This window comes from Pseudomonas sp. 10B238, assembly GCF_000970615.1.
Lineage (GTDB): Bacteria > Pseudomonadota > Gammaproteobacteria > Pseudomonadales > Pseudomonadaceae > Stutzerimonas.
Genome location: NZ_KQ033939.1, coordinates 74702 through 98081, shown reverse-complemented (window position 1 = coordinate 98081; position 23380 = coordinate 74702). Strand labels below are relative to the sequence as shown.

Annotated in this window: 21 protein-coding genes; 9 read left to right on the top strand and 12 right to left on the bottom strand. The window is 61.5% G+C overall.

Features of this window, described 5'->3' with window-relative positions; translation table 11 throughout:
- Nucleotides 1–15: 15 nt before the first annotated feature.
- Both RT21_RS18655 and RT21_RS18650 read right to left on the bottom strand, forming a co-directional pair.
- Nucleotides 16–393 (bottom strand): MerR family transcriptional regulator, encoded by a 378-nt coding sequence (locus RT21_RS18655; protein WP_082082185.1) that lies wholly within the window; start codon nucleotides 391–393, stop codon nucleotides 16–18.
- Nucleotides 390–1517, bottom strand: a complete 1128-nt coding sequence (locus RT21_RS18650; protein ID WP_046163907.1) for a methyltransferase — start codon at nucleotides 1515–1517, stop codon at nucleotides 390–392. Before RT21_RS18650 ends, RT21_RS18655 begins: the two co-directional genes overlap by 4 nt.
- Nucleotides 1518–1740: 223 nt before the next feature.
- On the opposite strand from RT21_RS18650, the gene RT21_RS18645 reads away from it, so the two are divergent.
- Nucleotides 1741–2517, top strand: a complete 777-nt coding sequence (locus RT21_RS18645; protein ID WP_046163906.1) for a ferredoxin--NADP reductase — start codon at nucleotides 1741–1743, stop codon at nucleotides 2515–2517.
- Between the two features lie 118 nt (nucleotides 2518–2635).
- On the opposite strand, the gene siaD is transcribed toward RT21_RS18645, so the two are convergent.
- The 5 genes from siaD to ettA all read right to left on the bottom strand — a co-directional run bounded on the left by siaD (nucleotide 2636) and on the right by ettA (nucleotide 8214).
- The gene (gene siaD / locus RT21_RS18640; RefSeq protein ID WP_046163905.1) at nucleotides 2636–3421 is read right to left on the bottom strand and encodes a biofilm regulation diguanylate cyclase SiaD; all 786 of its coding nucleotides are present in this window, start codon (nucleotides 3419–3421) and stop codon (nucleotides 2636–2638) included.
- A 9-nt stretch (nucleotides 3422–3430) separates the two neighbouring features.
- Nucleotides 3431–3808, bottom strand: a complete 378-nt coding sequence (siaC, locus tag RT21_RS18635) for a biofilm regulation phosphoprotein SiaC (protein ID WP_045430385.1) — start codon at nucleotides 3806–3808, stop codon at nucleotides 3431–3433.
- Nucleotides 3809–3828: 20 nt separating this feature from the next.
- Entirely contained in the window at nucleotides 3829–4374 is a 546-nt protein-coding gene (gene siaB, locus RT21_RS18630; RefSeq protein ID WP_046163904.1) for a biofilm regulation protein kinase SiaB, read from the bottom strand.
- 28 nt (nucleotides 4375–4402) lie between these two features.
- Nucleotides 4403–6394, bottom strand: coding sequence for a biofilm regulation protein phosphatase SiaA (gene siaA / locus RT21_RS18625; RefSeq protein WP_046163969.1), 1992 nt, complete (start codon nucleotides 6392–6394; stop codon nucleotides 4403–4405).
- 152 nt (nucleotides 6395–6546) lie between these two features.
- Nucleotides 6547–8214, bottom strand: coding sequence for an energy-dependent translational throttle protein EttA (gene ettA / locus RT21_RS18620; protein WP_046163903.1), 1668 nt, complete (start codon nucleotides 8212–8214; stop codon nucleotides 6547–6549).
- Between the two features lie 215 nt (nucleotides 8215–8429).
- On the opposite strand from ettA, the gene RT21_RS18615 reads away from it, so the two are divergent.
- From RT21_RS18615 to RT21_RS18590, 6 genes are all read left to right on the top strand, one after another.
- Entirely contained in the window at nucleotides 8430–11438 is a 3009-nt protein-coding gene (locus tag RT21_RS18615; RefSeq protein WP_234463551.1) for a bifunctional diguanylate cyclase/phosphodiesterase, read from the top strand.
- Between the two features lie 131 nt (nucleotides 11439–11569).
- Nucleotides 11570–12823 (top strand): serine hydroxymethyltransferase, encoded by a 1254-nt coding sequence (gene glyA, locus RT21_RS18610; RefSeq protein ID WP_046163902.1) that lies wholly within the window; start codon nucleotides 11570–11572, stop codon nucleotides 12821–12823.
- A gap of 174 nt (nucleotides 12824–12997) precedes the next feature.
- Nucleotides 12998–14350, top strand: coding sequence for a cache domain-containing protein (locus RT21_RS18605; protein WP_046163901.1), 1353 nt, complete (start codon nucleotides 12998–13000; stop codon nucleotides 14348–14350).
- 34 nt (nucleotides 14351–14384) lie between these two features.
- Nucleotides 14385–15023, top strand: coding sequence for a response regulator (locus RT21_RS18600; RefSeq protein WP_046163900.1), 639 nt, complete (start codon nucleotides 14385–14387; stop codon nucleotides 15021–15023).
- Between the two features lie 100 nt (nucleotides 15024–15123).
- Nucleotides 15124–15585 (top strand): methyltransferase family protein, encoded by a 462-nt coding sequence (locus RT21_RS18595; RefSeq protein ID WP_046163899.1) that lies wholly within the window; start codon nucleotides 15124–15126, stop codon nucleotides 15583–15585.
- A 58-nt stretch (nucleotides 15586–15643) separates the two neighbouring features.
- Nucleotides 15644–16015 carry a PilZ domain-containing protein gene (locus RT21_RS18590; protein WP_046163967.1) on the top strand — a complete coding sequence of 124 codons (372 nt, stop codon included), beginning with the start codon at nucleotides 15644–15646 and terminating at the stop codon, nucleotides 16013–16015.
- Nucleotides 16016–16023: 8 nt separating this feature from the next.
- Here RT21_RS18590 and radA read toward each other — a convergent pair whose 3' ends face one another.
- Nucleotides 16024–17385, bottom strand: coding sequence for a DNA repair protein RadA (radA, locus tag RT21_RS18585; protein WP_046163898.1), 1362 nt, complete (start codon nucleotides 17383–17385; stop codon nucleotides 16024–16026).
- A gap of 115 nt (nucleotides 17386–17500) precedes the next feature.
- Here radA and RT21_RS18580 point away from each other — a divergent pair, with 115 nt between their 5' ends.
- A complete protein-coding gene (locus RT21_RS18580) occupies nucleotides 17501–17935 on the top strand; it encodes a CopD family protein (RefSeq protein ID WP_046163897.1) in 435 nt (144 codons plus the stop codon).
- Nucleotides 17936–18091: 156 nt separating this feature from the next.
- Here the strand turns inward: RT21_RS18580 and RT21_RS18575 are convergent, their stop codons facing one another.
- On the bottom strand, nucleotides 18092–18361 hold the full coding sequence (locus RT21_RS18575; protein ID WP_045430358.1) for an HP1242/YdcH family protein: 270 nt from the start codon (nucleotides 18359–18361) through the stop codon (nucleotides 18092–18094).
- 210 nt (nucleotides 18362–18571) lie between these two features.
- Here RT21_RS18575 and mscL point away from each other — a divergent pair, with 210 nt between their 5' ends.
- Nucleotides 18572–18982, top strand: a complete 411-nt coding sequence (gene mscL, locus RT21_RS18570; protein ID WP_046163966.1) for a large-conductance mechanosensitive channel protein MscL — start codon at nucleotides 18572–18574, stop codon at nucleotides 18980–18982.
- A 47-nt stretch (nucleotides 18983–19029) separates the two neighbouring features.
- Here the strand turns inward: mscL and RT21_RS18565 are convergent, their stop codons facing one another.
- The 3 genes from RT21_RS18565 to RT21_RS18555 form a co-directional block, all read right to left on the bottom strand.
- Entirely contained in the window at nucleotides 19030–21066 is a 2037-nt protein-coding gene (locus tag RT21_RS18565; protein WP_046163896.1) for a nitric oxide reductase activation protein NorD, read from the bottom strand.
- Nucleotides 21067–21143: 77 nt separating this feature from the next.
- Nucleotides 21144–21959, bottom strand: coding sequence for a CbbQ/NirQ/NorQ/GpvN family protein (locus RT21_RS18560; protein ID WP_046163965.1), 816 nt, complete (start codon nucleotides 21957–21959; stop codon nucleotides 21144–21146).
- A 7-nt stretch (nucleotides 21960–21966) separates the two neighbouring features.
- Nucleotides 21967–23337 (bottom strand): cbb3-type cytochrome c oxidase subunit I, encoded by a 1371-nt coding sequence (locus RT21_RS18555; RefSeq protein ID WP_046163895.1) that lies wholly within the window; start codon nucleotides 23335–23337, stop codon nucleotides 21967–21969.
- Nucleotides 23338–23380 lie beyond the last annotated feature (43 nt).

Here is a 23380-nt window from a genome sequence, read left to right as displayed (position 1 = left end):
GGAGTGGACTCCAGGTCAAGGGGTTGTTTGTTGGCGGTACAGCTCGATCTTTGCCTGCAGCGCGGTCAGATGCTCGCGGTCGCGCTCCAGACGGTCCTGCAGTTTGGCTGCATGGACTTCGAGCAGCGCCTGCCTCGCCGCCAGAGTCGATTCGCCGCGTTCACGCAGATCGGCGTAGCGAATGATGTCGTCCAGCGCCATGCCGGTGTCTTTGAGACGCAGGATGAAGCCGACCCATTCCAGATCGCGCGGGCCGTAGACACGAAAGCCGCTGGCGTCCCGCGCGACATGGCGCAGCAGGCCGATCTTTTCGTAATAGCGCAGGGTGTCGGCGGAAAGGCCGGTTCGCAGTGCGAACTGCTGGATGCTCAGCCGAACCGGCGCTTCGCTCACGGCTTGATGGCTCGAAGGATGACGAACTTGGGCGTCGCCGCGACCTGCTCCACCTTGCCGAACAGGCGCTTGAGCTTGAGGTGATAGCCGAGGTGGCGGTTGCCGACGATCCACAGCTCGCCGCCCTTGGCCAGTGCCGTCTTGGCCTGGGTGAACATCCGCCAGGCGAGGAAGTCACCGACCACCTGCTGCTGATGGAAGGGCGGATTGCACAGCACCAGATCCAGCGAATCCATGGGCTGTTCGGCCAGCCCGTCACCGGCCCGTATATCCGCAGTGCGATCGCCGAGGATCGCCTGCCAGTTCTCCAGCGCCGACTGCACTGCCATGTAGCTCTCGTCCACCAGCGTCATCTGCGCTTGCGGGTTGCTCAGGGCGTAAACGATACCGAGCACACCGTTGCCGCAACCCAGGTCCGCGACGCGCAGGTTGCCGAGCGCCTTCGGCAGGTGCGGCAGGAAGGCTCGGGTGCCGATGTCGAGGTCTTCTCGGCAGAACAGGTTGGCATGGTTAATCAGTTCGACGGCTGGCTTATCGAGGTGATAGCGGGTCGGGTAGGGCGAGCGCGGTGCCGGCTTGTCGCTCGGAGTCGCGGTCAGCAGACGCGCTTTCTTCACCGCCAGCGAGGCTTGCATTGGGCCGATGTACTTCTCCAGCAGATCGCCCGCTGCACGCGGCAGGTGCTTGATCATCGAGCCGGCGATCACTTGGGCACCTGGCGCGAGTTGGCCATGCAGGCGGATCAGCTGTTCCTCCAGCAAGGCAAGCGTCTTGGGGACGCGAATCAGCACCCGGTCGAACGGCCCTTGAGGCACCTCACTGGCGGGCACGAAGCTCACCGCGTCAGCCGGCAGCGCGTTGCGTTGCAGATTTTTTTCCAGCGCCAGGTGCGCCAGGTGAGAGTCGCCACTGCTGGTGACCTGCGCCTGCTTCGCCAATGAACAGGCCAAGGCGCCAAAACTGTCGTTGAGGATCAGCACCCGCGTTGTCGCAGCCAAGCCTTGCTCGTGCAGCTGCGCCAATAGGTATTCGTCAGCCGCATCGAACGCCTGCAAGGGTTCGTTGGGCTGTTCCGGCTGGCGGATCAGATCGAGGCGTGCGTAGGCGGATTCGAGAATAGGCATAAGAACTGGCGGTGTTTACATGCGTCAGAAAGGAGTATCAAGGGTCCAGGCCGCGGAAAACTACCTGCGTTGGCAATACTGCGTTAGAAACAGCCTCAGAATGCTCATTTAGAACGCCTAAACTCCGCTTCTTCGGCTGTTTCTGCCTTGTCTTGCCTGCCTCGCCTACGTTTTCCGCGGCCCGGACACGCTGGTGTCCCCCGATGTCCGGAAGGAGCGAAGTATGACCGTCAGCGAAGAGAAGTTCACCCGCCAGCGTCTGCTCGAGGTGCAGACGCTGACGCCCACTCTGTTCACCCTACGTACCACCCGCGACACCGGCTTCCGCTTTACTGCCGGGCAGTTCGCCCGCCTCGGCGTTCGTAAGCCCAGCGGCAGTATCGTCTGGCGGGCGTACTCGATGGTATCGGCGCCCCATGATGAGTTTCTCGACTTCTTCTCCATCGTGGTGCCGGATGGTGAATTCACCAGCGAACTGAGTCGCCTCAAGCCCGGCGACGAGCTGCTGGTGGACAAACAGGCGTTCGGCTTTCTCACTCTTGATCGTTTTATCGATGGTCGGGATCTCTGGCTGCTGGGCACCGGGACGGGCATCGCGCCCTTTCTCTCGATCCTGCAGGACTTTGAGGTCTGGCAGCGCTTCGAGCGGATCATCTTGGTGTATAGCGCGCGCACCGCATCCGAGCTGGCCTATCAGGACCTGATCCGCGAGCTGCCGCAGCGCGATTATCTGGAAGGCCTCGGCTCGAAGCTGACCTATCTGCCGGTAGTGACCCGCGAGCAGATGCCCGGTGCGCTGCACGGTCGTGTCACCACGCTGATCGAGAACGGCGAACTGGAGCGAGCGGCCGATCTGCAGCTCGAGCCCGAACACTCGCGGATCATGCTCTGCGGCAATCCGCAGATGATCGAAGACACCCGCACCATCCTTAAAGCGCGCGACCTCAACCTGAGTCTGACCCGGCGTCCCGGCCAGGTAGCCGTGGAGAACTACTGGTAACGCGGCGTTGGAGGCGCCTTGATACGGCCCTGGCTATCAGGCCTTCCCCCGCGCGGATCGTCGAGTCGATCTTGGAATGCTTGCCGGGCGGCGGGCCGCGAACTGACCCGCCGAAGGCTCAATCCGCCAGCTCGTAGCGATCACGGCCGTTGCGCTTGGCCCGCAGCAGTGCCACGTCGGCGCGGTTGATGGCGCTCGAATAGTTTTCATCGGCTCTTAGCTGCGCCATGCCCAGGCTCACCGTGACCGACAACGAGTCGTCATTGACCCGCACCCGCAGGTTGGCGACGGCTTCACGCAGACGCTCGATCACCCGGACCGCGCTTTCGGTGGAGGTCTCCGGCATCAACAGGAGGAATTCTTCGCCGCCCCAGCGGCCGCAGAGGTCATGCTCGCGGATCTCCGCCTCCATCACCCGCACCACTTCCATCAGCACGTTGTCGCCGACTTCGTGCCCGTAATCATCATTGATGGCCTTGAAGCGGTCGATGTCGACCATGACCACACACAGCGGCCGTGAGTAGCGCTTGGCCCGTTCGGTTTCTTCACGCAAGCGCTCGGTGAGCAAGCGCCGGTTGGCGATGCCGGTAAGGGCATCATGGGTAGAGGCTTCTTTCAGAGCGATATTCAGATCACGCAACATCGTCTGATAGCGATCGGAAATGCGTGCGACTTTCTCCAGCTGTCGGAGCTGCTTGTCGAAGCGTGCCGAGAGGGTCATTTCGCGGTCACGCACGATGCTCTGGTACCCGTCAGAAACGCGGGCGATCCGTTCGATGCGGTTGAGTAGGCTGTGGTGTGCTTCCCACAACTGGCTCAGCGTTTCATGCAGCGGATGGCCTTGGTTCTGTGGATCGGACAGCGATTCCACAACCTGGCTTTCCAGCGGATTCTGCCCGCGCATAAGGACCTTCTAATCGTGGCTGAGGATCATGAATGGAAAGGTGCAGTCTTCCTTGAACTCTTCGGCCAGTTCTACCACACGCTCGTTGCGGCGGTCATAGTGCCAGTTGACGGCCACCGCCTTTCCCTCTTGATGGGCGGCTTCGAGCATGTCGAAGATGTCCATCACGGCCTTGATGCTGCTGGTATTGAGGTACAGCAGATGCAGTTCCAGGCGCAGCGGACGGCCGGCTTCGGCCAGGTAGCGTTCGATCCACTCGATGACCTGGTGGAACAGCTCGTAGGAATTTTCCGGGTAGGAGTCGCCTTGCATGGCGAGCACGCCGTTTTCCCAGTCGGACTGAATGGCTGGCGATGACTGGCTGCCGGCGATGGAGAAATCATTCATGTGCAGTTGGCTCTTGTAAGTCAGATGACCGCGCTCAGGCTGATGAACGAGCGGCCGTTGGCGACGGTTTGCAGCGACGCTTTCAGTGGTTCGCTGGATTTGCGGGCGATGTCGATCAGGCCGAGTCCTGCGCCGCTGACACTGTTGTCTTCGCGTGGCTTGCGCAATTGTTCTTTGTAACGAGCCTTAAGTTGCGCCTTGTCCAGGCGGGCCAGCTCTTCGATGCTGGCGATCAGGGCTTCGCCATCGGCTGTTTCGATCAGATTGCCGGCGGAGACTACATAGCGGCCGTCGGTATCGTTGCGTGCGACCACTACCGTGGCGCCCGCTTCCTGGTCTGCCCAGTTACGGACCTTGGCGTAGTGGCGAATGTTCTGCGTCATCTCGATGTATACCGCAAACACATCCATGGCCGATGACGGGTTGGCGTGATCGGCGGCGAGGTAGTTACGCAGCGCATTGCCGATTTCCTCAATCAAGCTGCGCGAGATCGGGCCGTTGAAGCACAGCATAATCTGCTGTCGGTTGTAGCTTTCGCGCATGGCGAACAGGTCAAGGGTTTCCATGGGGCAACTCAACTCCGGTGGATGGCGCTCAATCGAAACGGAAACACAACATCGTAATGTCGTCACGCTGGGGGTAATCGCCCTGATACTCGTCCAGGGTCGCTTTGAACGCCGCACCCTGTTCGCCCATAGGAAGGCGGGCATGCCGCAGGATCATCTCGGCGAAGCGACTGTTGCCGAATCCATAGCCCAGCTCACCACCCGCCTGATCGAGGAAGCCATCGGTGGCCAGGTAGAAGGTTCGCCCGGGCTGCAACTCTACCTCAGCATTCTGATATTCGCCGATGCGTCGGTCGCCGATGGCGCGGCGCCCGGCCGCTAATTCGTCGAGGCGTTCGCCATCGCTGTAGTAGAGCGCGATCTTGGCGCCAGCATAAACCACCAGACGACGCTGGAAGTCGACGTACGCGAGGCCCACATCCATGTTGGTGGCGAGGGCGTGTTGGGTTGAGTCGTCGCGCAGCATCTTGCGTACGATGCCATCGGTACGCGCGAGGACGGCGGCTGGGTCGGCGTGCCCGGCGTCGGCAATTGCCTGTTCGATTGCAGCGTGAGCGAGCATGGTCATCAGCGCGCCGGGCACACCATGGCCAGCGCAGTCGACCACGCCGAGCAGGCAACCTTGTTCGGTGGCGCGATAGACATAGAAATCGCCGCCAACTACGTCGCGGGGGTGCCAGAGCACGGCGTGGCGTTCGTCGAGGTCGGCCACCAGCTGGCGCTTGGGCAGGATGGCGTGCTGGATCAGGCTGGCGTAGTCGATCGAGTCGTCGATCTTTTTATGTGCGGCGGCCATGTCGCGGTTGGCCTGCTGCAGCTCCCGCGTGCGCTCGTTGACGCGACTTTCCAGCTCGCTGGTGTGGCTATGGATTTTCAGCGCCATGCTGCGAAACGCAGCGCTGAGTTCGCCGATCTCGTCATCCCGATCGGTCGGCAGCGGCGCGTTGTATTGTCCAGCGGCTATAGCCTGGGCGCTCTTGCGCAGTTGCCGCAACGGGCTCAGCACACGACGATCGACCAGCCAGGCGCCGGCTGCAATCAGCAGCAGCAACAGCAGCAACACAGCACCGAGGGCAGGCAGCAGGGGCTTCAGCTCGATGACTTGGGCGGTTCGTAGATCCACAGCGCTGGTGACGAACCATTGCAGTTCCGGAATCCAGGTCATGGCCAGCAGGCGAGGCTCGCCATCGAGGCTCGCCTTTAACGTGGCCGTCTCGCCAGGATGTTCGCGGCCGTAGCTCATGGCCTGGCGCAGCGCCTTGGCCTGGTCGATATCGTCGAGCAGGCCAAGCAGGCTGGTGGACAGCGAGCGGCCCTGCGAGGTGTCGGCGTTCAAGGTGACGAGATTATGGTTGGGGTGGACCAGGATCGAGCCGTAGCTGTCGAGCACCATCGACTCGACGCCGGTCTTGTCTTCTTCGATGAACTGGGTGACGAACGCGTTCAGGCTGATCCCGGAGCCGACGATGCCGAGCGGGCGACCGCCATCACGGACCACAATGTTGAACCAGATCTTCAGGTCGCCGCTGATGGCCGAGCGGTCGACATTGAGATGATAGGGCGCGTCCGAACGCAGGGTGGCATAGAACCACTCGTCTTCCTGCGCATCGGGCTTCATCTCATAGCGGGGCGCCTCGCTGGGAGGTTGCTGGTCGCCGTTGGAGTAGTAGCGATTGGAGGCTACCGATGCGGCGAAGTAGGAGTGGTCGCTGAGTGCCCGTTGATAGCCAGCCGCTTCGCGGAAAAATAATTCCCGCTTGGCCGGATCATTCTCATCGAGCAGCCAGGCGCGGGTAATCTCCGATTCCGCCAGCCGCTGCGCCAGCGCCAGTTCCCGCGTGACCGGTGCGAAAAGTCGTTCACGGTTGAGCTGAACCACGTTGCGCGCATAGGCTTCGCCAAAGCGGCTTTGCACGCCCTGCAATGCTTCGCGGCCAACCAGTACAGCCACTCCGATTGCCAGCAGGAAGGTCAATAGCAACGCCAGCAGTGATTTGCCGCGTAATCCCAGTGCTGCCATGGTGACCGTGACCTTCCCTTGCGATTGCTGCCGGCCTGACATCCAAGTGTCGTGCCAAGCGTCGAAAAAGCGCGATTATCCGGTATTGGGCCAGTTGCCACCAGAGGCGCTTCGCCACACAAAAACGGAGCCTTTCGGCTCCGTGGTTGATGCTACTGGGCAAGCTTCTTGTATTTCACCCGATGCGGCTGGGATGCGGCATCGCCGAGGCGCTTCTTGCGATCGGCTTCGTACTCGGTGTAGTTACCCTCGAAGAATACGATGCTGCCGTCATCCTCATAGGAAAGGATGTGTGTGGCGACGCGGTCGAGGAACCAGCGATCGTGGGAGATCACGATGGCGGCGCCGGGGAAATCCAGCAGCGCTTCTTCGAGTGAGCGCAAGGTTTCCACGTCGAGGTCGTTGGAGGGTTCGTCGAGCAGCAGTACGTTGGCGCCTTCTTTCAGCGTCAGCGCCAGGTGCAAGCGACCGCGCTCACCGCCGGAGAGATCCTTGACGAACTTCTGCTGGTCACCGCCCTTGAAGTTGAAGCGCCCCACGTAGGTGCGCGACGGGACTTCGTAGTTGCCGATGCGAATCATGTCGGCGCCGTCGGACACTGCTTCCCACACGGTCTTGCTGCCGTCGAGATCTTCGCGGCTTTGATCGACACAGGCCACCTGCACCGTGTCGCCAATCTCGATGCTGCCCGAATCCGGCTGCTCCTTGCCCATGATCATGCGGAACAGCGTCGACTTGCCTGCGCCGTTGCCGCCGATCACGCCGACGATGGCGCCCTTGGGCATGCTGAACGAGAGGTCGTCGATCAGTACGCGGTCGCCGTAACCCTTGGTCACATTGTGGAAGTCGATGACCTTGTCACCCAGGCGCGCGCCAGCCGGAATGTAGATTTCGTTGGTTTCGCTGCGCTTCTGGAATTCCTGCGACTGCATTTCCTCGAAGCGCTGCAAGCGGGCCTTGGACTTGGATTGGCGGGCCTTGGCGCCTTTGCGCACCCACTCAAGCTCTTCCTTCATGGCCTTTTCATGGGCCGACTGCTGCTTGGATTCCTGCGCCAGGCGGTTGGATTTGGCTTCCAGCCAGCCGGAGTAGTTGCCTTCGTAAGGAATGCCCTGGCCGCGGTCGAGTTCCAGAATCCAGCCAGCCACGTTGTCGAGGAAGTAACGATCGTGGGTGATCGCAACCACGGTGCCGGGGAAGTCATGAAGGAAGTGCTCCAGCCAGGCCACCGAGTCGGCGTCCAGGTGGTTGGTCGGCTCGTCCAGCAGCAGCATGTCGGGCGCTGACAACAGCAGGCGGCACAGCGCCACGCGGCGCTTCTCACCGCCGGACAGGTGCTCGACCGTTGCGTCCCATGGCGGCAGGCGCAGGGCATCGGCGGCAACCTCCAACTGGCGCTCGAGGTTGTGCCCGTCGCTGGCCTGCAGGATGGCTTCGAGCTTGGCCTGCTCGGACGCCAACTTGTCGAAGTCCGCGTCGGGTTCGGCATAGGCAGCGTAAACCTCGTCCAGGCGTGCCTGGGCGTCCTTGATGCTGCTGACCGCTTCTTCCACCACTTCGCGAACGGTCTTGTTCGGATCAAGCTGAGGCTCCTGCGGCAGGTAGCCGACATTCAACTCAGGCATCGCCCGCGCTTCGCCATCGAATTCGGTGTCGACACCCGCCATGATTTTCAGCAGGGTGGACTTGCCCGAGCCGTTGAGGCCGAGCACGCCGATCTTGGCGCCGGGAAAGAAAGACAGGGAGATGTTCTTGAGGATTTCACGCTTCGGCGGAACGACTTTGCCGAGCCGGTGCATGGTATAGACGAATTGAGCCATGGAGACGAGTGCCCGTGACGAGGAAAAAGTGAGGCGAATCCCGCCGCTGTGGGCGGGTCGAACCGAACTCGCAAAGCTACCGGAATGCATCTGGCAGGGCAAACCGGGGTGCTGACTCGATGCTGGCGCTTTGATGGCTCTCAGGGCATCCTTGACGCTGTTCGGGCGTTGGTCCGATGCCGCGCTCGCCGCAACGCCACAAAGGACTTAATCGTTTGATCGATCAACATCCTTCCCCATCAGCGCCAGCCCGCCTCGACAGGCTTGTCCGCAGGATTGCTGTCACCTGTGCGCGCCTTCTTGTGCCGCTGCGCCTGCGTGCTCGTTGGCAACTGTTGCGCTATTCGGCGACGGCGCTCGGGGCGATCGAAGAGCGGATTCTGATCAGCGACTTCAGTGGCCGTCTGCAATTTCTCAACAACCAGGCCGAGACAATGTTCGGCCTGAGTAGCCGCGAGGCTCCACGTTATCGTCTGCAGGAGCTGCTGCCGAATCTGGATCCCCTGGCGTTCGACGCGGCCAATTCGACGGTTGATCTGTGCCTTGAGGCCGTGCGACTGCTTCAGGAGGGGGAGAGCCGTCTCTTTTCGATCACGCGGCGGGCTTTGCACCTGGCGGGTGAGCTGGAGCCGTCTGGTTTTGTCTGGGTCATGCGCGATATCACGCGTGAGCGGGCGGCGCAGGCGGCACTGGTTGAGCGTGAACGGTTCTGGTCGGAGGTGCTGCGCGCAGTGCCGGACACCCTTTATGTGCAAGATCTTGAGGCCGGCAAGCTGCTGTTTAGCAACAGCAACCTGGCCGCGCGGCTGGGCTACAGCGACGAAGAGCGCGGCGACGACAGCAACCTGTTCTGGCGACGCATCAGCCACCCGGACGATCAGGAGTACATCTGGCGGCTGCTGGCCCTGCGCGGTTCTATGATTGACGGCGTCGTGCAGGAGTCGTTACTGCGCTGGCGCCACCGTGACGGCAAATGGCATTGGTTCTGCGTGACTGAACAGGTCCTGACGCGCAATGAGCAGGGGAAGGTGCAGCGCTTGATTGGCGTGGCCCGGGATGTCACTGCGAACATGGAACACAGCCATTCCTTGCGTGATAGCGAACGCCGCTACCGGATGCTCGCCGGTAGCCTGCGCGATGTGGTCTTCACCACCGACAGTTCGCTGCGCATCGACTACATCAGCCCTTCGGTGCAGACCGTGCTTGGCTACAGCCCGGAGTGGGCGGCGCAGCATGGCCTGGATCGAGTGGTGGCCAAGCCGCGCCAGGCGGCGCGCTTCTATGACCTGATGAGGCGGGTGCGTGATGCTTCGGCCAGCCCGGTTGAACTGGCTAAGCTGGGGCAGACCTTGCAGGCGCAAACCCTGTATTTCGACTGTCTCGCGGCCGATGGCCGGTCGGTCGCGATCGAGCTGCGGATGATGCTGATCTCCGACGAGAACAACCGGTTCGATGGAACCCTGTGCATTGGCCGGGATGTCAGCGAACAGCGCCAAGCCGAGACGGCATTGCGCCGCGCGGCGACCGTGTTCGACCATTCCACGGCGGCCATCGTCGTCACCGATCCCGCCGGCAAGATCGTCCAGGTCAATGCGGCATTCGTCCGGATCACCGGCTACAGCGTCGACGAAATCAGAGGCGAGCTGCCGATGGTGCTCAGCGCCGACCGTCAGCAGGCCAATCAAATGGACTACGTGCACAGCCAGGTCCTGCAGACCGGCAGCTGGGAAGGGGAGTTCTGGCTCAAGCGCAAGGGTGGCGAGACTTACCCATGCTGGATCGGCATTACCGCCGTTCGCGACGATGAGAATGAGCTGGTGAGCTATGTCTGCTTTTTCAGCGACATGAGTGAGCGCAAGGCCAGCGAAAAGCGTATCCACCGGCTGGCCTATTACGACGGGCTGACTCAGCTGCCCAATCGCACACTGTTTCAAGACCGTCTGCACAGCAGCCTGCAATTGGCCGCCCGGCGCCGTGGCTGGGTGGTGCTGATGTTTCTCGATCTGGATCGCTTCAAGCCAATCAACGATTCGCTCGGTCATGCGGCCGGTGACCGCATGCTCAAGGATGTCGCAGTGCGCCTGGCGTCGTGCGTTGATGAAGACGACACGGTGGCGCGCATGGGCGGCGATGAGTTCACCTTTCTGTTGCGCCCCGGTGTTGATCGCGACGAGGCGCTGAGCCGGGCAATCCATGTGGCTGAACGGGTCCTCGGCAGTCTGGCCGAACCGTTCGTGCTGTCTGGCCGAGAGTTCTTTGTCACCGCCAGCATTGGCATTGCCCTGAGCCCACAGGATGGCAACGACATCAGCCAACTGATGAAAAATGCTGACACCGCGATGTACCACGCCAAAGAGCGCGGCAAAAACAATTTTCAGTTCTACCAGGCCGAGATGAATGCCAGCGCACTGGAGCGCCTCGAGCTGGAAAGCGATCTGCGCCACGCCCTCGAACAGCAACAGTTCGTGCTGCACTACCAGCCGCAGTACCTCGCCGACGGCCATACGCTGACCGGTGTCGAGGCATTGCTGCGCTGGCAGCACCCGTCCCGTGGTCTGGTGCCGCCCGGCGAGTTCATTCCGGCGCTGGAGGAACTGGGGCTGATTGTCGAGGTAGGCGACTGGGTCATCGGCGAAGCCTGCCGGCAGATCGGAAACTGGGAGCGGGAGGGCATGGTGGTGCCGAAGGTTTCGGTGAACCTTTCGGCCCGCCAGTTTGCTGATGGCCAGCTAAGTCAGCGCATCGCCGGGATTCTCGCGTTCAGCAAAATTGCACCGAGCCGGCTGGAGCTGGAGCTGACCGAGAGCATCCTGATGCAAGATGTCGGGGGCGCGATGCGTATGCTCGATGCGCTCAAGCAGCTCGGCCCCTCGATTGCCATCGACGATTTCGGCACCGGTTACTCTTCGTTGAACTACCTCAAGCAATTCCCCATCGATGTGCTGAAAATCGACCGCAGTTTCGTCGATGGTCTACCCGAAGGCGAGCAGGATCGGCAGATAGCCCGAGCGATCATTGCAATGGCGCATAGCCTCAGTCTGTCGGTGATCGCCGAGGGCGTCGAAACCCAGGCGCAGCTGGACTTCCTTCGCGAGCATGGCTGCGACGAGGTGCAGGGTTTCTATCTCGGCCTGCCGATGCCAGCGGCAAAGTTGAAAGCGTCAGTTTCAAACTGCAAGCATCAGGCCGCAATCGGCCAGCCAGAACCAGGGGCTGCGTTGTAGCGGGGCTGCAAGCCGCTTGCAGCTTGTCTCATGTTGCAGATGACCACCGCTCATACCCGCGTTCCGGAGGATGAGGTAGAATCCGCGCCTCTCTTTATTACCGCCAGCTGATTCTCAGGGGACTGCCAACCATGTTCAGCCGTGATTTGACCCTCGCCCGTTTCGACGCCGATCTCTTCGCTGCCATGGAGCAGGAAGCCAAGCGTCAGGAAGACCACATCGAGCTGATCGCCTCGGAGAACTACACCAGCCCGGCGGTGATGGAAGCCCAGGGTTCGGTCCTGACTAACAAATATGCCGAAGGCTATCCGGGCAAGCGCTACTACGGCGGTTGTGAGTATGTCGACGTGGTCGAGCAGCTGGCCATTGACCGCGCCAAGGAACTGTTCGGCGCCGACTACGCCAACGTCCAGCCGCACGCGGGTTCACAGGCGAACAGCGCCGTCTACCTCGCCCTTTTGCAGGCCGGTGACACCATCCTCGGCATGAGCCTGGCCCACGGCGGCCACCTGACCCACGGCGCGAGCGTCTCGTCCTCGGGCAAGCTGTACAACGCCGTGCAGTACGGTATCAACGACCAGGGCCTGATCGACTATGACGAAGTCGAGCGCCTGGCCCTGGAGCACAAGCCGAAGATGGTCGTCGCTGGTTTCTCTGCCTACTCGCAGAAACTGGATTTCGCCCGTTTCCGCGAGATCGCCGACAAGGTCGGTGCCTACCTGTTCGTCGACATGGCCCACGTAGCTGGTCTGGTTGCTGCAGGCGTTTACCCGAACCCGGTGCCGTTCGCCGACGTCGTGACCACAACTACCCACAAGACCCTGCGCGGCCCACGCGGTGGTCTGATCCTGGCCCGCGCCAATGCCGAGATCGAGAAGAAGCTGAACTCTGCAGTGTTCCCAGGCGCCCAGGGCGGCCCGCTGGAGCACGTCATCGCCGCCAAGGCGGTGTGCTTCAAGGAAGCGCTGCAACCTGAGTTCAAGACCTACCAGCAGCAGGTTGTGAAGAATGCCCAGGCCATGGCCGAAGTGTTCATCCAGCGCGGCTTCGACGTGGTTTCCGGGGGCACCCAGAATCACCTGTTCCTGCTCAGCCTGATCAAGCAGGACATCACCGGTAAGGACGCCGATGCTGCTCTGGGCAACGCTCACATCACCGTAAACAAGAACAGCGTACCGAACGATCCGCGTTCGCCGTTCGTCACTTCCGGCCTGCGCATCGGCACTCCGGCCGTCACCACCCGCGGTTTCGGCGAAACCGAGTGCCGCGACCTGGCTGGCTGGATCTGCGACATCCTCGACAACATGGGCGATGAGTCGGTAATCGAAGCAGTTCGTGCCAAGGTCGAGGCGGTCTGCGCCAAGTTCCCGGTCTACGGTCAGTAAGACGCTTCATGCAGTAACGAAAGCCCGGCCCTGTGCCGGGCTTTTTCGTTTCAGTTAGGAATCGCCCGCGTCACGGCGCGTCAAGGCTATGTGCCATCTGGTACTGTGCCTGCCGCGCCGCCTGGGTTAAGTTTCACTCACGTTTTGCCAGACATAGGTCATCGGAGAGGCTCGATGCAGCTCAAGCACAAGATTGCCGCGCTCAGCATCCTGCCCCTGCTATTGGCTGTGGCGGTAGTCTGCGCGCTGGTGCTGTTCCAGAACCAGCGGCTCGGCGAGCAGCAGGCGAAGCTGATCGAAAGCAGCATCCTGGCGAGCAAGCAGGCCGAGCTGAAGAACTACGTCGAGATGGCCTTGAGTACCATCGCGCCGTTCTACGACAGCGGTCTGAACGATGAGGAGACCAAACAGAAGGTGCTCGCTGCCTTGGGGCGCTTCAGTTTCGGCAGCGATGGCTACTTCTTCGTCTACGATCGCAGCGGGCGCAACCTGATGCATCCGCGTCAGAGCGAGCTGGTTGGCAAGGATCTGTGGAACATGACCGATCCTAACGGTTTGCCAGTGATCCAGGCACTGATGCGCAGTGCCGAGACAGGTACCGGATTCCAGCGCTACGCCTGGCAGAAGCCGTCGACCGGACAGTTCGCTGCGAAGCTGGCCTATGTGGTGATGCTGGAGCGTTGGGGTTGGATGCTGGGCACCGGCATCTATCTCGAGGACGTAGATGAGGCGATTCTGCAGGTGCGCGAAGAGGTCGCCAGTGGCATCTACACCACCATGCTGGCCATCGCCGGCGTCGCGCTCGTCGCGGTGTTGCTGGTCTTCGCCAGTGGGCTGACGCTCAATGTCAGCGAACGGCGACTGGCTGACCGCAAGCTGCAGTTGCTGACCCAGCGCATTGTCAGCTTGCAGGAAGAAGAGCGTTCTCGTGTTTCTCGCGAGCTGCATGACGGCATCAGCCAGCTGCTGGTGTCGATCAAGTTCCAGTTTGAACTGGCCAGTCACGAGCTGGCCAGCGGCAATCCCAATGCGCTGGCAACGCTGGATCGCGGCACCGAGCGGCTGGCGGGGGCGATTGGCGAGGTGCGGCGCATCTCCCATGATCTGCACCCATCGCTGCTCGACACGCTGGGCCTGTCGGCGGCTGTTGGCCAGCTTGTGGCCGAGTTCGAACAGCGCAGCGGGCTGAAAATGCTATACAGCAACGACCTCGGTGAGAACGATCCTGACGATTCGGTGGCAGTTGCACTGTTCCGGGTGTTGCAGGAAGCGCTAGCCAATATCGAACGTCACGCTGCAGCGCAGTCGGTGCACATCAATCTGGACGGCGACGACGCGTCGGTGCGCCTGCGGGTGAGGGACGACGGAGTCGGCTTCAATCCGCGCCATCTCGACAGCATCAAGGGCGGCGGCATCGGTCTGCGAAACATCCGCGAACGGGTGGAACACTTCGGTGGTCGTTTCAGCCTGCTATCTGAATCCGGTGGCACCGAACTGGATGTCACCTTGCCGGCCCGGGCCGGTTGAATTGTCGAACATTCAATAATAAGAGGCTCGCTCGATGAACCCGCAAGCGTGTATCAAGGTGGCTTTGATCGACGACCATGCTTTGGTTCGGGACGGCGTCCGCGCCTTGCTGATGGCCGTGCCCGAACTGGACGTGGTCGGCGAAGCTGGCAGCGGCGCCGAGGCGCTTGAGCTGCTGGGTCGTGTCACGGCCGATGTCGTGTTGATGGACATCGGGCTGAAGGATGTAAACGGTCTTGAACTGACGCAATCACTGCGCCAGCAGTTTCCCGGCTTGCGCGTGCTGATTCTGAGCATGTACGACAATCAGGAATACGTGAACACTTCAGTCAAGGTCGGCGCCAGCGGCTATGTACTGAAAGATGCGCCTTCACGGGAAATCATTGTCGCGATCCAGGCGATTGCCGCCGGAGGCACCTATTACAGCGAGGGTATTGCCGAGAAGCTGGCCAGCCGGAGCGCCGAGGAGCGCGAGCTCACGCCTCGTGAGCGTGAAGTGCTGCTGATGCTGGCTCAAGGACATAACAACAAGACCATGGCGCGTACCCTGCAAATCAGCGTACGGACGGTCGAAACGCACCGCCTGAGCATACGCCGCAAACTGGATATCGACCGCCCGGCGGATCTGATGAAGCATGCAATGGTGCATGGCTGGCTCCCAGGGCAGCATTAACTTGGCAACTGTCAGCGCCGCCGGGATGCGCTACTAAAAGCAGGCGGCGTTACGCGGTGGCTTCTGTAGGATAGGCGCATCCAATACATCGGGACGCGCCATGAGCCACGCCTCTGTCAGAATGATTCCGCCTCCACCCCTGGTCTATCTGGCGTTCATGGGTGGTGCTTGGGGGGCGTCGAAATGGGTGCCTCTCGACCTGCCTGAACACGAACTGGTGTTTTATGCCGGCTGGGTATCGATAGCGATCGGCATCGTGCTGATGCTCTGGTCGGCGCTGGAAATGCATCGTTATCGCACCACTATCAACCCCTACGGCAAGCCGAGCAGTCTGTTGCAGAGCGGGCCGTTTCGTTTCTCGCGCAACCCGATTTATCTGGCCGACACCTTCATCTATTGCGGTGTTGGGCTGTTGCTCAACAGTGTCTGGCCGTGGCTGCTATTGCCCTTGCTGATCGTCTGCATGCAACGCACCGTGATCGTTCACGAAGAGCACCTGCTGATGCGGCTGTTTGGTGACGACTATCGAATTTACCGACGGCGTGTCCGGCGGTGGCTCTGAGCAGGTGGGTGATGATGTCGCCTATAGTGAGAAATGAAGTTTTCGGGGAGTGGACATGATGAACGAGACAACCAGCGACCGCCGGCGCTTCCAGCGCTTTGAATTCGATGCCGAAACGGAGCTGGTGCAGGGCCAGCGTCGCTGGCCTGTCCAGCTGCACGATCTTTCCCTGAGGGGCTTGTTGGTGCACCGCCCGGCTGGCTGGGATGCCGATCCCTCCCAGCCGTTCGAAGCCCGCATTCGGCTCTCGGATGACGCCGAGGTGCGCATGGAAGTAGAGATGACTCGTGGCGACGGTGAGTTGGTCGGTCTGGTCTGCCGGCATATCGATGTCGACTCGATCAGCCACCTACGGCGGTTGGTCGAGCTCAACCTGGGCGACGAAGCGCTGCTCGAACGTGAGCTGGCAGCGCTTGGCGAGCCGCGATAGCGCCGGGATTACTCGAACAGCGCGTCCAGGGCCTGTTCAAGCCGCGTCACGGCAATTACTTGTAGCCCGGCCGGCGCCTCCTTCGGTGCGTTGCCCTTGGGCACGATGGCGCGCTTGAAACCATGCTTGGCGGCTTCCTTCAGTCGCTCCTGGCCGCTTGGCACCGGACGAATTTCCCCGGACAGACCGACCTCGCCAAACACCAACAAGTCGGTATCCAGCGGGCGGTTGCGCAGGCTGGATATCACCGCCGCCATCAGCGCCAGGTCTGAGGCCGTCTCCAGTACCTTCACGCCGCCGACCACGTTGATGAACACGTCTTGGTCGTAGGTCGGAATGCCGCCGTGGCGGTGCAGGACCGCCAGCAGCATGGCCAGGCGGTTCTGGTCGAGGCCAAGGGTGACGCGGCGCGGATTGGCCATGTGGCTGGTATCGACCAAGGCCTGTACCTCGACCAGCATGGGGCGGGTGCCTTCCCAGGTGGCCATTACGACGCTGCCGGGCACCGCTTCCTGAGCGCGGGTGAGGAAGATCGCCGAAGGGTTGGTGACTTCCTTGAGGCCTTTATCGGTCATGCCGAACACGCCCAGTTCGTTGATCGCGCCGAAGCGGTTCTTCACCGCCCTTAGCAGGCGCAGACGCCCGTCCGATTCGCCCTCAAAGTAGAGCACTGTGTCGACCATGTGCTCGAGCACGCGCGGGCCGGCCAGCGCACCTTCCTTGGTGACATGGCCGACCAGGAAAATCGCCGTACCACTCTGCTTGGCGAAGCGCACCAGCAGCGCGGCGCTTTCACGGACCTGAGCGACGCCGCCGGGGGCGGACTGCAGCTGCTCGGTGAAGATGGTTTGGATCGAGTCGATCACCATCACCTTGGGCTTTTCCAAGCGTGCAGTGGCGATGATGGTTTCGATGCAGGTTTCGGTCATCACTTTGAGCCGGTCCTGCGGCAGATCGAGGCGTCGTGCACGCATGGCGACCTGCTGCTGTGATTCTTCGCCGGTCACGTAAAGGGCCGGAAACTGGCGGGCTATGTTGCAGAGGGTCTGCAGCAGGATGGTCGACTTGCCGATGCCAGGATCACCGCCGATCAGCACCACCGAGCCGTCAACCAGCCCGCCTCCGAGCACCCGGTCCAGCTCACCGGAGGCGGTGGAGAAACGTGGTACTTCCTCGACGCTGACTTCGGCCAGCGTTCGGATGTTGGCTTGCTCCCCAGCCCAGCCTGCGCGGCCCGATGGTGGGGCTGCGCCATCGATAATGGTCTCCACCAGCGTGTTCCAGGCGCCGCAGTCACCACATTGACCGGCCCATTTGGGAAAGGTCGAGCCGCATTCGGTACAGCCATACATGCGCTTGGCCTTGGCCATGGGAGACTCCGCGTCGGATGAGTGGAGTCGCATGATAGCGGCTGACTTGATCGCCATCAGCCACAAGCGCCACTTAACCCTCCAGACTGTAAACAAACCGAACAGGAGTCATCCCATGCGCCATTTGTTGTTTCTGCACCTGCTAGGTGCCAGCGTCTGGGTAGGCGGCCACCTGGTTTTGCTGTTCAGCGTGCTGCCCGGGGCTCTGCGCCGGCGTGATGTGCAGCCGGTGCGGGCTTTTGAGCAGCTCTATGAACGGGTCGGAATCCCGGCCTTGCTGTTACAGATTGCCACCGGCATATGGCTGGCAGGGCAGTGGTTGCCGCACGCGCAATGGTTCGGCAACTCGCCAATCGCTCATCTGGTTCAGGCCAAGCTGGTGCTGCTGGTTTTCACCGCAGCGCTGGGTGTACATGCAAGGCTGGCGATAATCCCGAAGCTCGATGCGCAGCGCTTGCCGCAACTGGGTGTGCATATCGTGCTGATCACACTGACAGCGGTGGCCTTCGTCTGGGTTGGGTCTGGCTTTAGATTCGGCGGGTTGTTCTAACAGCCACAGCGCGGTCTTTCAGTTCTCACAGAAGAGAGAAACCGGCTGGATGCTAGCGGCTGGACGCGTTTGAAAGGTTAGCCAAGGGGGAGAAGATATCCGCGACCCGTCACGCCAGGCGAACCGAGGCTGACGGGTGGGGAGGGCCGAGCAGGATTAGCCGCAGCAGCCACCGCAGCAGCTGCCGCTGGCACGCTTGAGGTCACGCGCAATGTCGTCCTTGAGTGATACACGCTCCAACTTGAGCGCGCTGAGGGCTTCGTCATCGAGCAGTTCAACACCGTCCTCGACACGGCAAATCTGCTTGTCCAGTGCCTCGTAGGTTTCAGCCTTGCGGGCGAACTTGGGGTCCTGCTGACGCAGCTGATGAAGCTGCTCGAGCTTTTCGGGGAAATCCTTGACCAGGGGGTGATGTTCGACGTGCATGGTGCCGCTCCGGTTGGATGAGAAGAGCTGTACCTTAGCGTTGCGCCACACGATTCTTTTTGACGGCGATCAAGCAGTCCGTACTGTCGCCTGCCGCTCATCGCTGAAGCTCTCTGGCTCGCGACTTGAACCCAATCTATGCTGCAGCTTGTCGAAGCGCTACGGCGGACGATCCGACTGCAAAAAACTATCCGATTGAAGGAAAGCAAGATGGGCATGATCAACGAATTCAAGGCATTTGCCGTCAGAGGCAACGTCATCGACATGGCGGTGGGGATTATTATCGGCGCCGCCTTCACCAAGATCGTCTCGTCCTTTGTCGCCGATGTCGTGACGCCGCCGCTGGGTATGTTGATCGGCGGTGTCGATTTCTCGGACCTCTCCATTGTGCTCAAGCAGGCGGTTGGGGATTCGCCCGCAGTGACCTTGAGCTATGGCCGCTTCCTGCAGACAGTGTTCGATTTCAGCATTGTGGCCTTCGCCATCTTTCTCGCCGTCAAGGGCCTCAATAGCTTGAAGCGCAAGGAGGCGGCGGCCCCGTCTGCACCGCCAGCGCCGAGCAAGGAGGAAACGCTGCTTACCGAGATCCGGGATGCGCTGCGTGCGCAAAACCGAACCTGAGCCTGAGGGATTCCACCGGCGTTCGATCTCTAAAGGCTTTGGCCTGATCAGGTCGCGATCAGCCGCTTGAGCCACTCCAGCAATACGCTCGGCAGTAGTTCCGGTTTTGGCAGCAAGGCGTATTGGTGAGCGCCGAATACTGTGGGTAAGTAGTTGGCTGCCTGGCGGTCGATTGTCAGGCAGAACGTCGAGATGCCCTGCAGATTGGCCTCGGTCACGGCCTGTCGCATGTCCTCTACGCCGTAGCGACCCTCGTACTCATCCTTGTCGTTCGGCTTGCCATCGGAGAGCAGCAGCAGCAGTCGATGCGTGGCGGCCTGCTGCAGTAGCTCGCTGCTGGCATGACGGATCGCCGCGCCGGCGCGGGTGTAATGTTCCGGCTCGAGCGCGCTGATGTGCAGGGCCACTTCCTGGCTGAAGGGTTCGTCGAAGCGTTTCAGTTGTCGCACGATCACGGCGTCCGGGCCTTCGCCCGAAAAGGCCTGCACGGCGTAAGGCTCATTCAGGCTTTCCAGCGCGATGCAGACGACGAGCAGCGCTTCACGCTCCACATCGATAATCCGGCGCCCGGCTGATACCCAGCCGTCCGTCGAGCCGCTGACATCGATCAGCAAGGTAATCGCCAGATCCCGTTCCGCAGTGCGTCGGTTCTGATACAGCGCATCGGACAGCGAGCCGCCGGCTCTGAAGTCGGCATAGCTGTCAATATAGGCCTGCAGGTCGATCTCGTCGCCATCCAGTTGTCGGCGACGCGTCACGCGGCGGGCCCTCAGCATTTCGAAGCGCCTGCGGATCTGGTTCAGCATCGAACGGTGTTCATCCAGCGTGGCTTCTACCCATTGCGGGGAGCCGGGCAGATTGGGCAGCACGCGGACGATGGCGCCGGGCTGGCGGTAGTGCCCGGTGTGGTAATCCCATTCCGGATAGGAAAGGCCTTGGCCGTCGGCGATGGCACGTTTGAGCTGCAGGGCCGTGTTGCTGTCTGGCGGGTCGTCCGAAATCAGCACCTCTTTTGGACGCCCGGGTGTCGAGACCAGGCGTGCCTCGGGCAGTTCGGAAAGCATGTCGCCGTATTCGTCTGCGCTGGTGTCCTCGTCATGGTCTACTGGGCGACTCAGACCTAGCGGGTCCTCTGCGTGCTGGTGCGGCTCATCGGCTTGCACCATGAACACTCCCTCGTCGTGTTTGTCCTCGTCCTCGGCGGCGTTGCGGATATCCGGGCGCCTGGGCAAGTGGGCGCTGCGCGGCGGCGCTGTGTCGATGGAGGTTTGGCCGTCTGCGGTCGGCGCATTTTCCAACCCTTCCGCGGCGTTGCTGGGTCGAAAAAGGTGGCCGGTCCAGCAGTCCAGCAGTAGCGGGGCATTGCCCAGTGAACAGTCCTGCGGTGACAACCCCAGCGTGCTCAGTACGGGATCGATTAGCCGCTGTGAATGCGCAGGCGATTCGCTGAGTGGAAAGTCTTCCGGCGCGCGGCCGCACGGGCTCGCGAGCAACTGACGCAGCAGCGATTCGAGCGGCTGGCGCGCTGGAGAGAACGCGCTGAGTAACGGGCGTTGCCGCAAGGCCTGTCGCCGTAAATGCTCAATGGCCGAGCCCATGCCTGGCAGCATTTCGACCAGCGTTTCATCGACCGCCCAGGCTTCAAGTAGCAGATAGACGTCGGCCTGTAGCGGTGAAAGCGTTCCATCGATGAAGCTGGCACTGCCACGTTGAGCACGTATCGCCTGTTGCAGTGCCATGATTCGATAGTGTTCGTGACCGCGCTCGATGTCCTCAATACAGGAGTCGGCCGGCAGCCACAGGTGCTTGCCGTCGGTGGCCGGAATTGCCTGGCTCTGCCAGGGATGTTGAGCCCGGCGAAACAGCCGAGCCAGCACGGTGGGTATCGGCGGGAGCTGCGCAATCCTGATCGGGTAGCTTGTACCCGTGACGGCGGTAATCAGCAGGTCGAGGCGAGGCGCCGCATCAGCAAGCGTTACTGTAGGCGGGCCTTTCGGCAGCGGACGATGACGGCGCCATAACCTCTGAACGAACACCGTGGCATGGCGTGCGGCGTCGCTGACCAGCTCCTCGGCTTCAGCCATGCCGACAGGAGCCGATGCGGCGACGTTGCTCGGCGTATTTGTTGGCCGCGGCTGGGGGGCGAGGGGACATGCAATGTCTAAACAAAGGTGCCGTTAACCAGATCGCGCAGGGTGTTGACCATCGAGGGCTCGTCGGACAGCGGTGACACAACGGCGGCATAGCAAGCCTCCCGTACCGGAATGCCGCAGAGGGTCAGCGTGCCCGCCGCAATCAGCAGTCGGGTGCTGGGGACCTCTGCCAATCCGCGGTCACGCAGCTGGCGGATACGGCCTGCGAGGCTGACCAGTCCCTTGGCCAGGGCCGGCTCGACTCCGCTTTCATGCTGCACGATCAGCGCCTCGTGCTCGGGTGCCGGGAAATCCAGATCCATCGCGACGAAGCGCTGACGAGTGCTGGGTTTGAGGTCTTTGAGCATGCGCTGGTAGCCGGGGTTATAAGACACGACCAGCTGAAAACCGGGTGCTGCTTGGACGTTCTCACCGGTCTTGTCGATCGGGAGAGTGCGCCGGTAATCGGTCAGTGCGTGCAGCACCACCACCGTGTCCTGCCGCGCCTCGACGACCTCATCGAGATAGCAGATCGCACCCTCACGAACGGCTCGGGTCAGCGGTCCGTCCTGCCAGATGGTACCGTCATGTTGGATCAAGTAACGACCGATCAAATCACTTGCTGAAAGATCGTCATGGCAGGGGATGGTGATCAGCGGCCGACCAAGCCGCCAGGCCATGTGCTCGACGAAACGTGTTTTACCGCAGCCGGTCGGGCCCTTGAGCATGACTGCCAGGCCGCGCTTGTGGCATTGCTCGAACAGCGTGACCTCGTTACCCGCCGGCCGATACCAGGGCTCGTCCTGCGGTCGGCGAGCGGTGAGATCATGAACAGACTGATCCACGCCCACCTCAGACGGCCCGGTCTGCACGCATGCCGGTTTCTGTTAGCTCGTGTTCGTCTACCTCGAAACTCGGCCGGTAACTGAAGAAGTCGTAGATAAATAAGCCGACGCCGACGGAGAAGATGCTGGCGGTGGAGATCAGCATCACGAAGTGAATCTGGATTTTCAGCTGCGCATCCAAGTAGCCCATGCCCATGATCCGCTCCAGATACACCTGGCCGATCCCCGCCGTGGCGAAAGAAAGGGTCATGCCGAACATGCCGGCCAGCTGCAGCCAGAAGGCCCAGTAACCGATCGTTGTGCCTTGCTCCGGCCGCTTGTTGGTCAGCGATGGCAGGGCATAGGTGATCATCGCCAGCACGATCATGGCGTAGGCGCCGTAAAAAGCTGCGTGGCCGTGCATGGCGGTGATCAGCGTGCCGTGGGTCCACTTGTTGACGCTTGGCCAGGTGTGCGCCAGCCCCAGCAGGCCTGCACCGAACAGCGTGAAGATGGTGCTGCCAAGGGCCCAATGCAGCGCCAGCGAATTGGGGTGCGCCATGCCCGAGCGGCGCATGGCGCTGTAGGCGTACATCGCCATGCCGATGATGGCCAGCGGCTCCAGCGCGCTGAAGAAACCGCCAATTGGTAGCCAGTAATGAGGCACGCCGACCCAATAGTAGTGGTGCGCCGTGCCGAGAATGCCGGCAATGAACACCAGGCCGACGATGACGTACAGCCACTTCTCCAACACTTCACGGTCCGCCCCGGAGAGGCGAATCAGCAGATAGGCGAGGAAGGCCCCCATGATCATCATCCACACTCCCTCCACCCACAGGTGAATGGTCCACCAGCGGTAAAAGATGGAAACCGTGTAGTTCTCGTAGTGCAGCAGCGCGGGAAAGAACAGCACGGCGGAGCTGACCAACCCCAGTAGCAACACGCCTTCGGTGGTGGTGAATCGGCCGGATTTCTTGATGGTCATGCCGATGTTATAGAGGAATATCAGCATGCAGATGACGATGACGATCTTGTGCGGCAGCGGCTGCTCCAGAAGCTTGTTGCCTGTGCCGTAGCCGAACAGGTAACCGATGACGGCAGTAACCCCCATGGCGGTCCATAGTCCCAGCTGGATGTAAGCGAGCTTGGTGCTGTGTAGTTCGGTGCGCGATTCATCGGGCACCATCCAGTAGGTCGCGCCCATGAAGCCGGTCAGGACCCAGACGATCAACAGGTTGGTGTGGATCACCTTGGTGACATCGAACGGCAGGATACTCAGCAGCGGGTCCGGCCCCAGGTATTTGGTTGCCGACAGCAGGCCGAACACCAATTGCAGTCCGAAAAGCACCATTGCTACGGCGAAGTACCAGTAGGCGACCGATTGTGATTTATAGCGCATGGCTGAACCCCTGCATGTTCGTCCGGCGAGCATTGCGCACCGC

Bases quoted from the DNA above. Each gene is read 5' to 3' on its own strand.
- RT21_RS18590 (WP_046163967.1), top strand. From the start codon at position 15,644: ATGAACGAGACAACCAGCGACCGCCGGCGCTTCCAGCGCTTTGAATTC.
- siaC (WP_045430385.1), bottom strand. From the start codon at position 3,808: ATGAATGATTTCTCCATCGCCGGCAGCCAGTCATCGCCAGCCATTCAG.
- RT21_RS18555 (WP_046163895.1), bottom strand. From the start codon at position 23,337: ATGCGCTATAAATCACAATCGGTCGCCTACTGGTACTTCGCCGTAGCA.
- siaD (WP_046163905.1), bottom strand. From the start codon at position 3,421: ATGCGCGGGCAGAATCCGCTGGAAAGCCAGGTTGTGGAATCGCTGTCC.
- radA (WP_046163898.1), bottom strand. From the start codon at position 17,385: ATGGCCAAGGCCAAGCGCATGTATGGCTGTACCGAATGCGGCTCGACC.
- ettA (WP_046163903.1), bottom strand. From the start codon at position 8,214: ATGGCTCAATTCGTCTATACCATGCACCGGCTCGGCAAAGTCGTTCCG.
- siaB (WP_046163904.1), bottom strand. From the start codon at position 4,374: ATGGAAACCCTTGACCTGTTCGCCATGCGCGAAAGCTACAACCGACAG.
- RT21_RS18605 (WP_046163901.1), top strand. From the start codon at position 12,998: ATGCAGCTCAAGCACAAGATTGCCGCGCTCAGCATCCTGCCCCTGCTA.
- RT21_RS18580 (WP_046163897.1), top strand. From the start codon at position 17,501: ATGCGCCATTTGTTGTTTCTGCACCTGCTAGGTGCCAGCGTCTGGGTA.
- RT21_RS18600 (WP_046163900.1), top strand. From the start codon at position 14,385: ATGAACCCGCAAGCGTGTATCAAGGTGGCTTTGATCGACGACCATGCT.
- siaA (WP_046163969.1), bottom strand. From the start codon at position 6,394: ATGGCAGCACTGGGATTACGCGGCAAATCACTGCTGGCGTTGCTATTG.
- mscL (WP_046163966.1), top strand. From the start codon at position 18,572: ATGGGCATGATCAACGAATTCAAGGCATTTGCCGTCAGAGGCAACGTC.
- RT21_RS18595 (WP_046163899.1), top strand. From the start codon at position 15,124: ATGAGCCACGCCTCTGTCAGAATGATTCCGCCTCCACCCCTGGTCTAT.
- glyA (WP_046163902.1), top strand. From the start codon at position 11,570: ATGTTCAGCCGTGATTTGACCCTCGCCCGTTTCGACGCCGATCTCTTC.
- RT21_RS18650 (WP_046163907.1), bottom strand. From the start codon at position 1,517: ATGCCTATTCTCGAATCCGCCTACGCACGCCTCGATCTGATCCGCCAG.
- RT21_RS18575 (WP_045430358.1), bottom strand. From the start codon at position 18,361: ATGCACGTCGAACATCACCCCCTGGTCAAGGATTTCCCCGAAAAGCTC.
- RT21_RS18645 (WP_046163906.1), top strand. From the start codon at position 1,741: ATGACCGTCAGCGAAGAGAAGTTCACCCGCCAGCGTCTGCTCGAGGTG.
- RT21_RS18565 (WP_046163896.1), bottom strand. From the start codon at position 21,066: ATGGCTGAAGCCGAGGAGCTGGTCAGCGACGCCGCACGCCATGCCACG.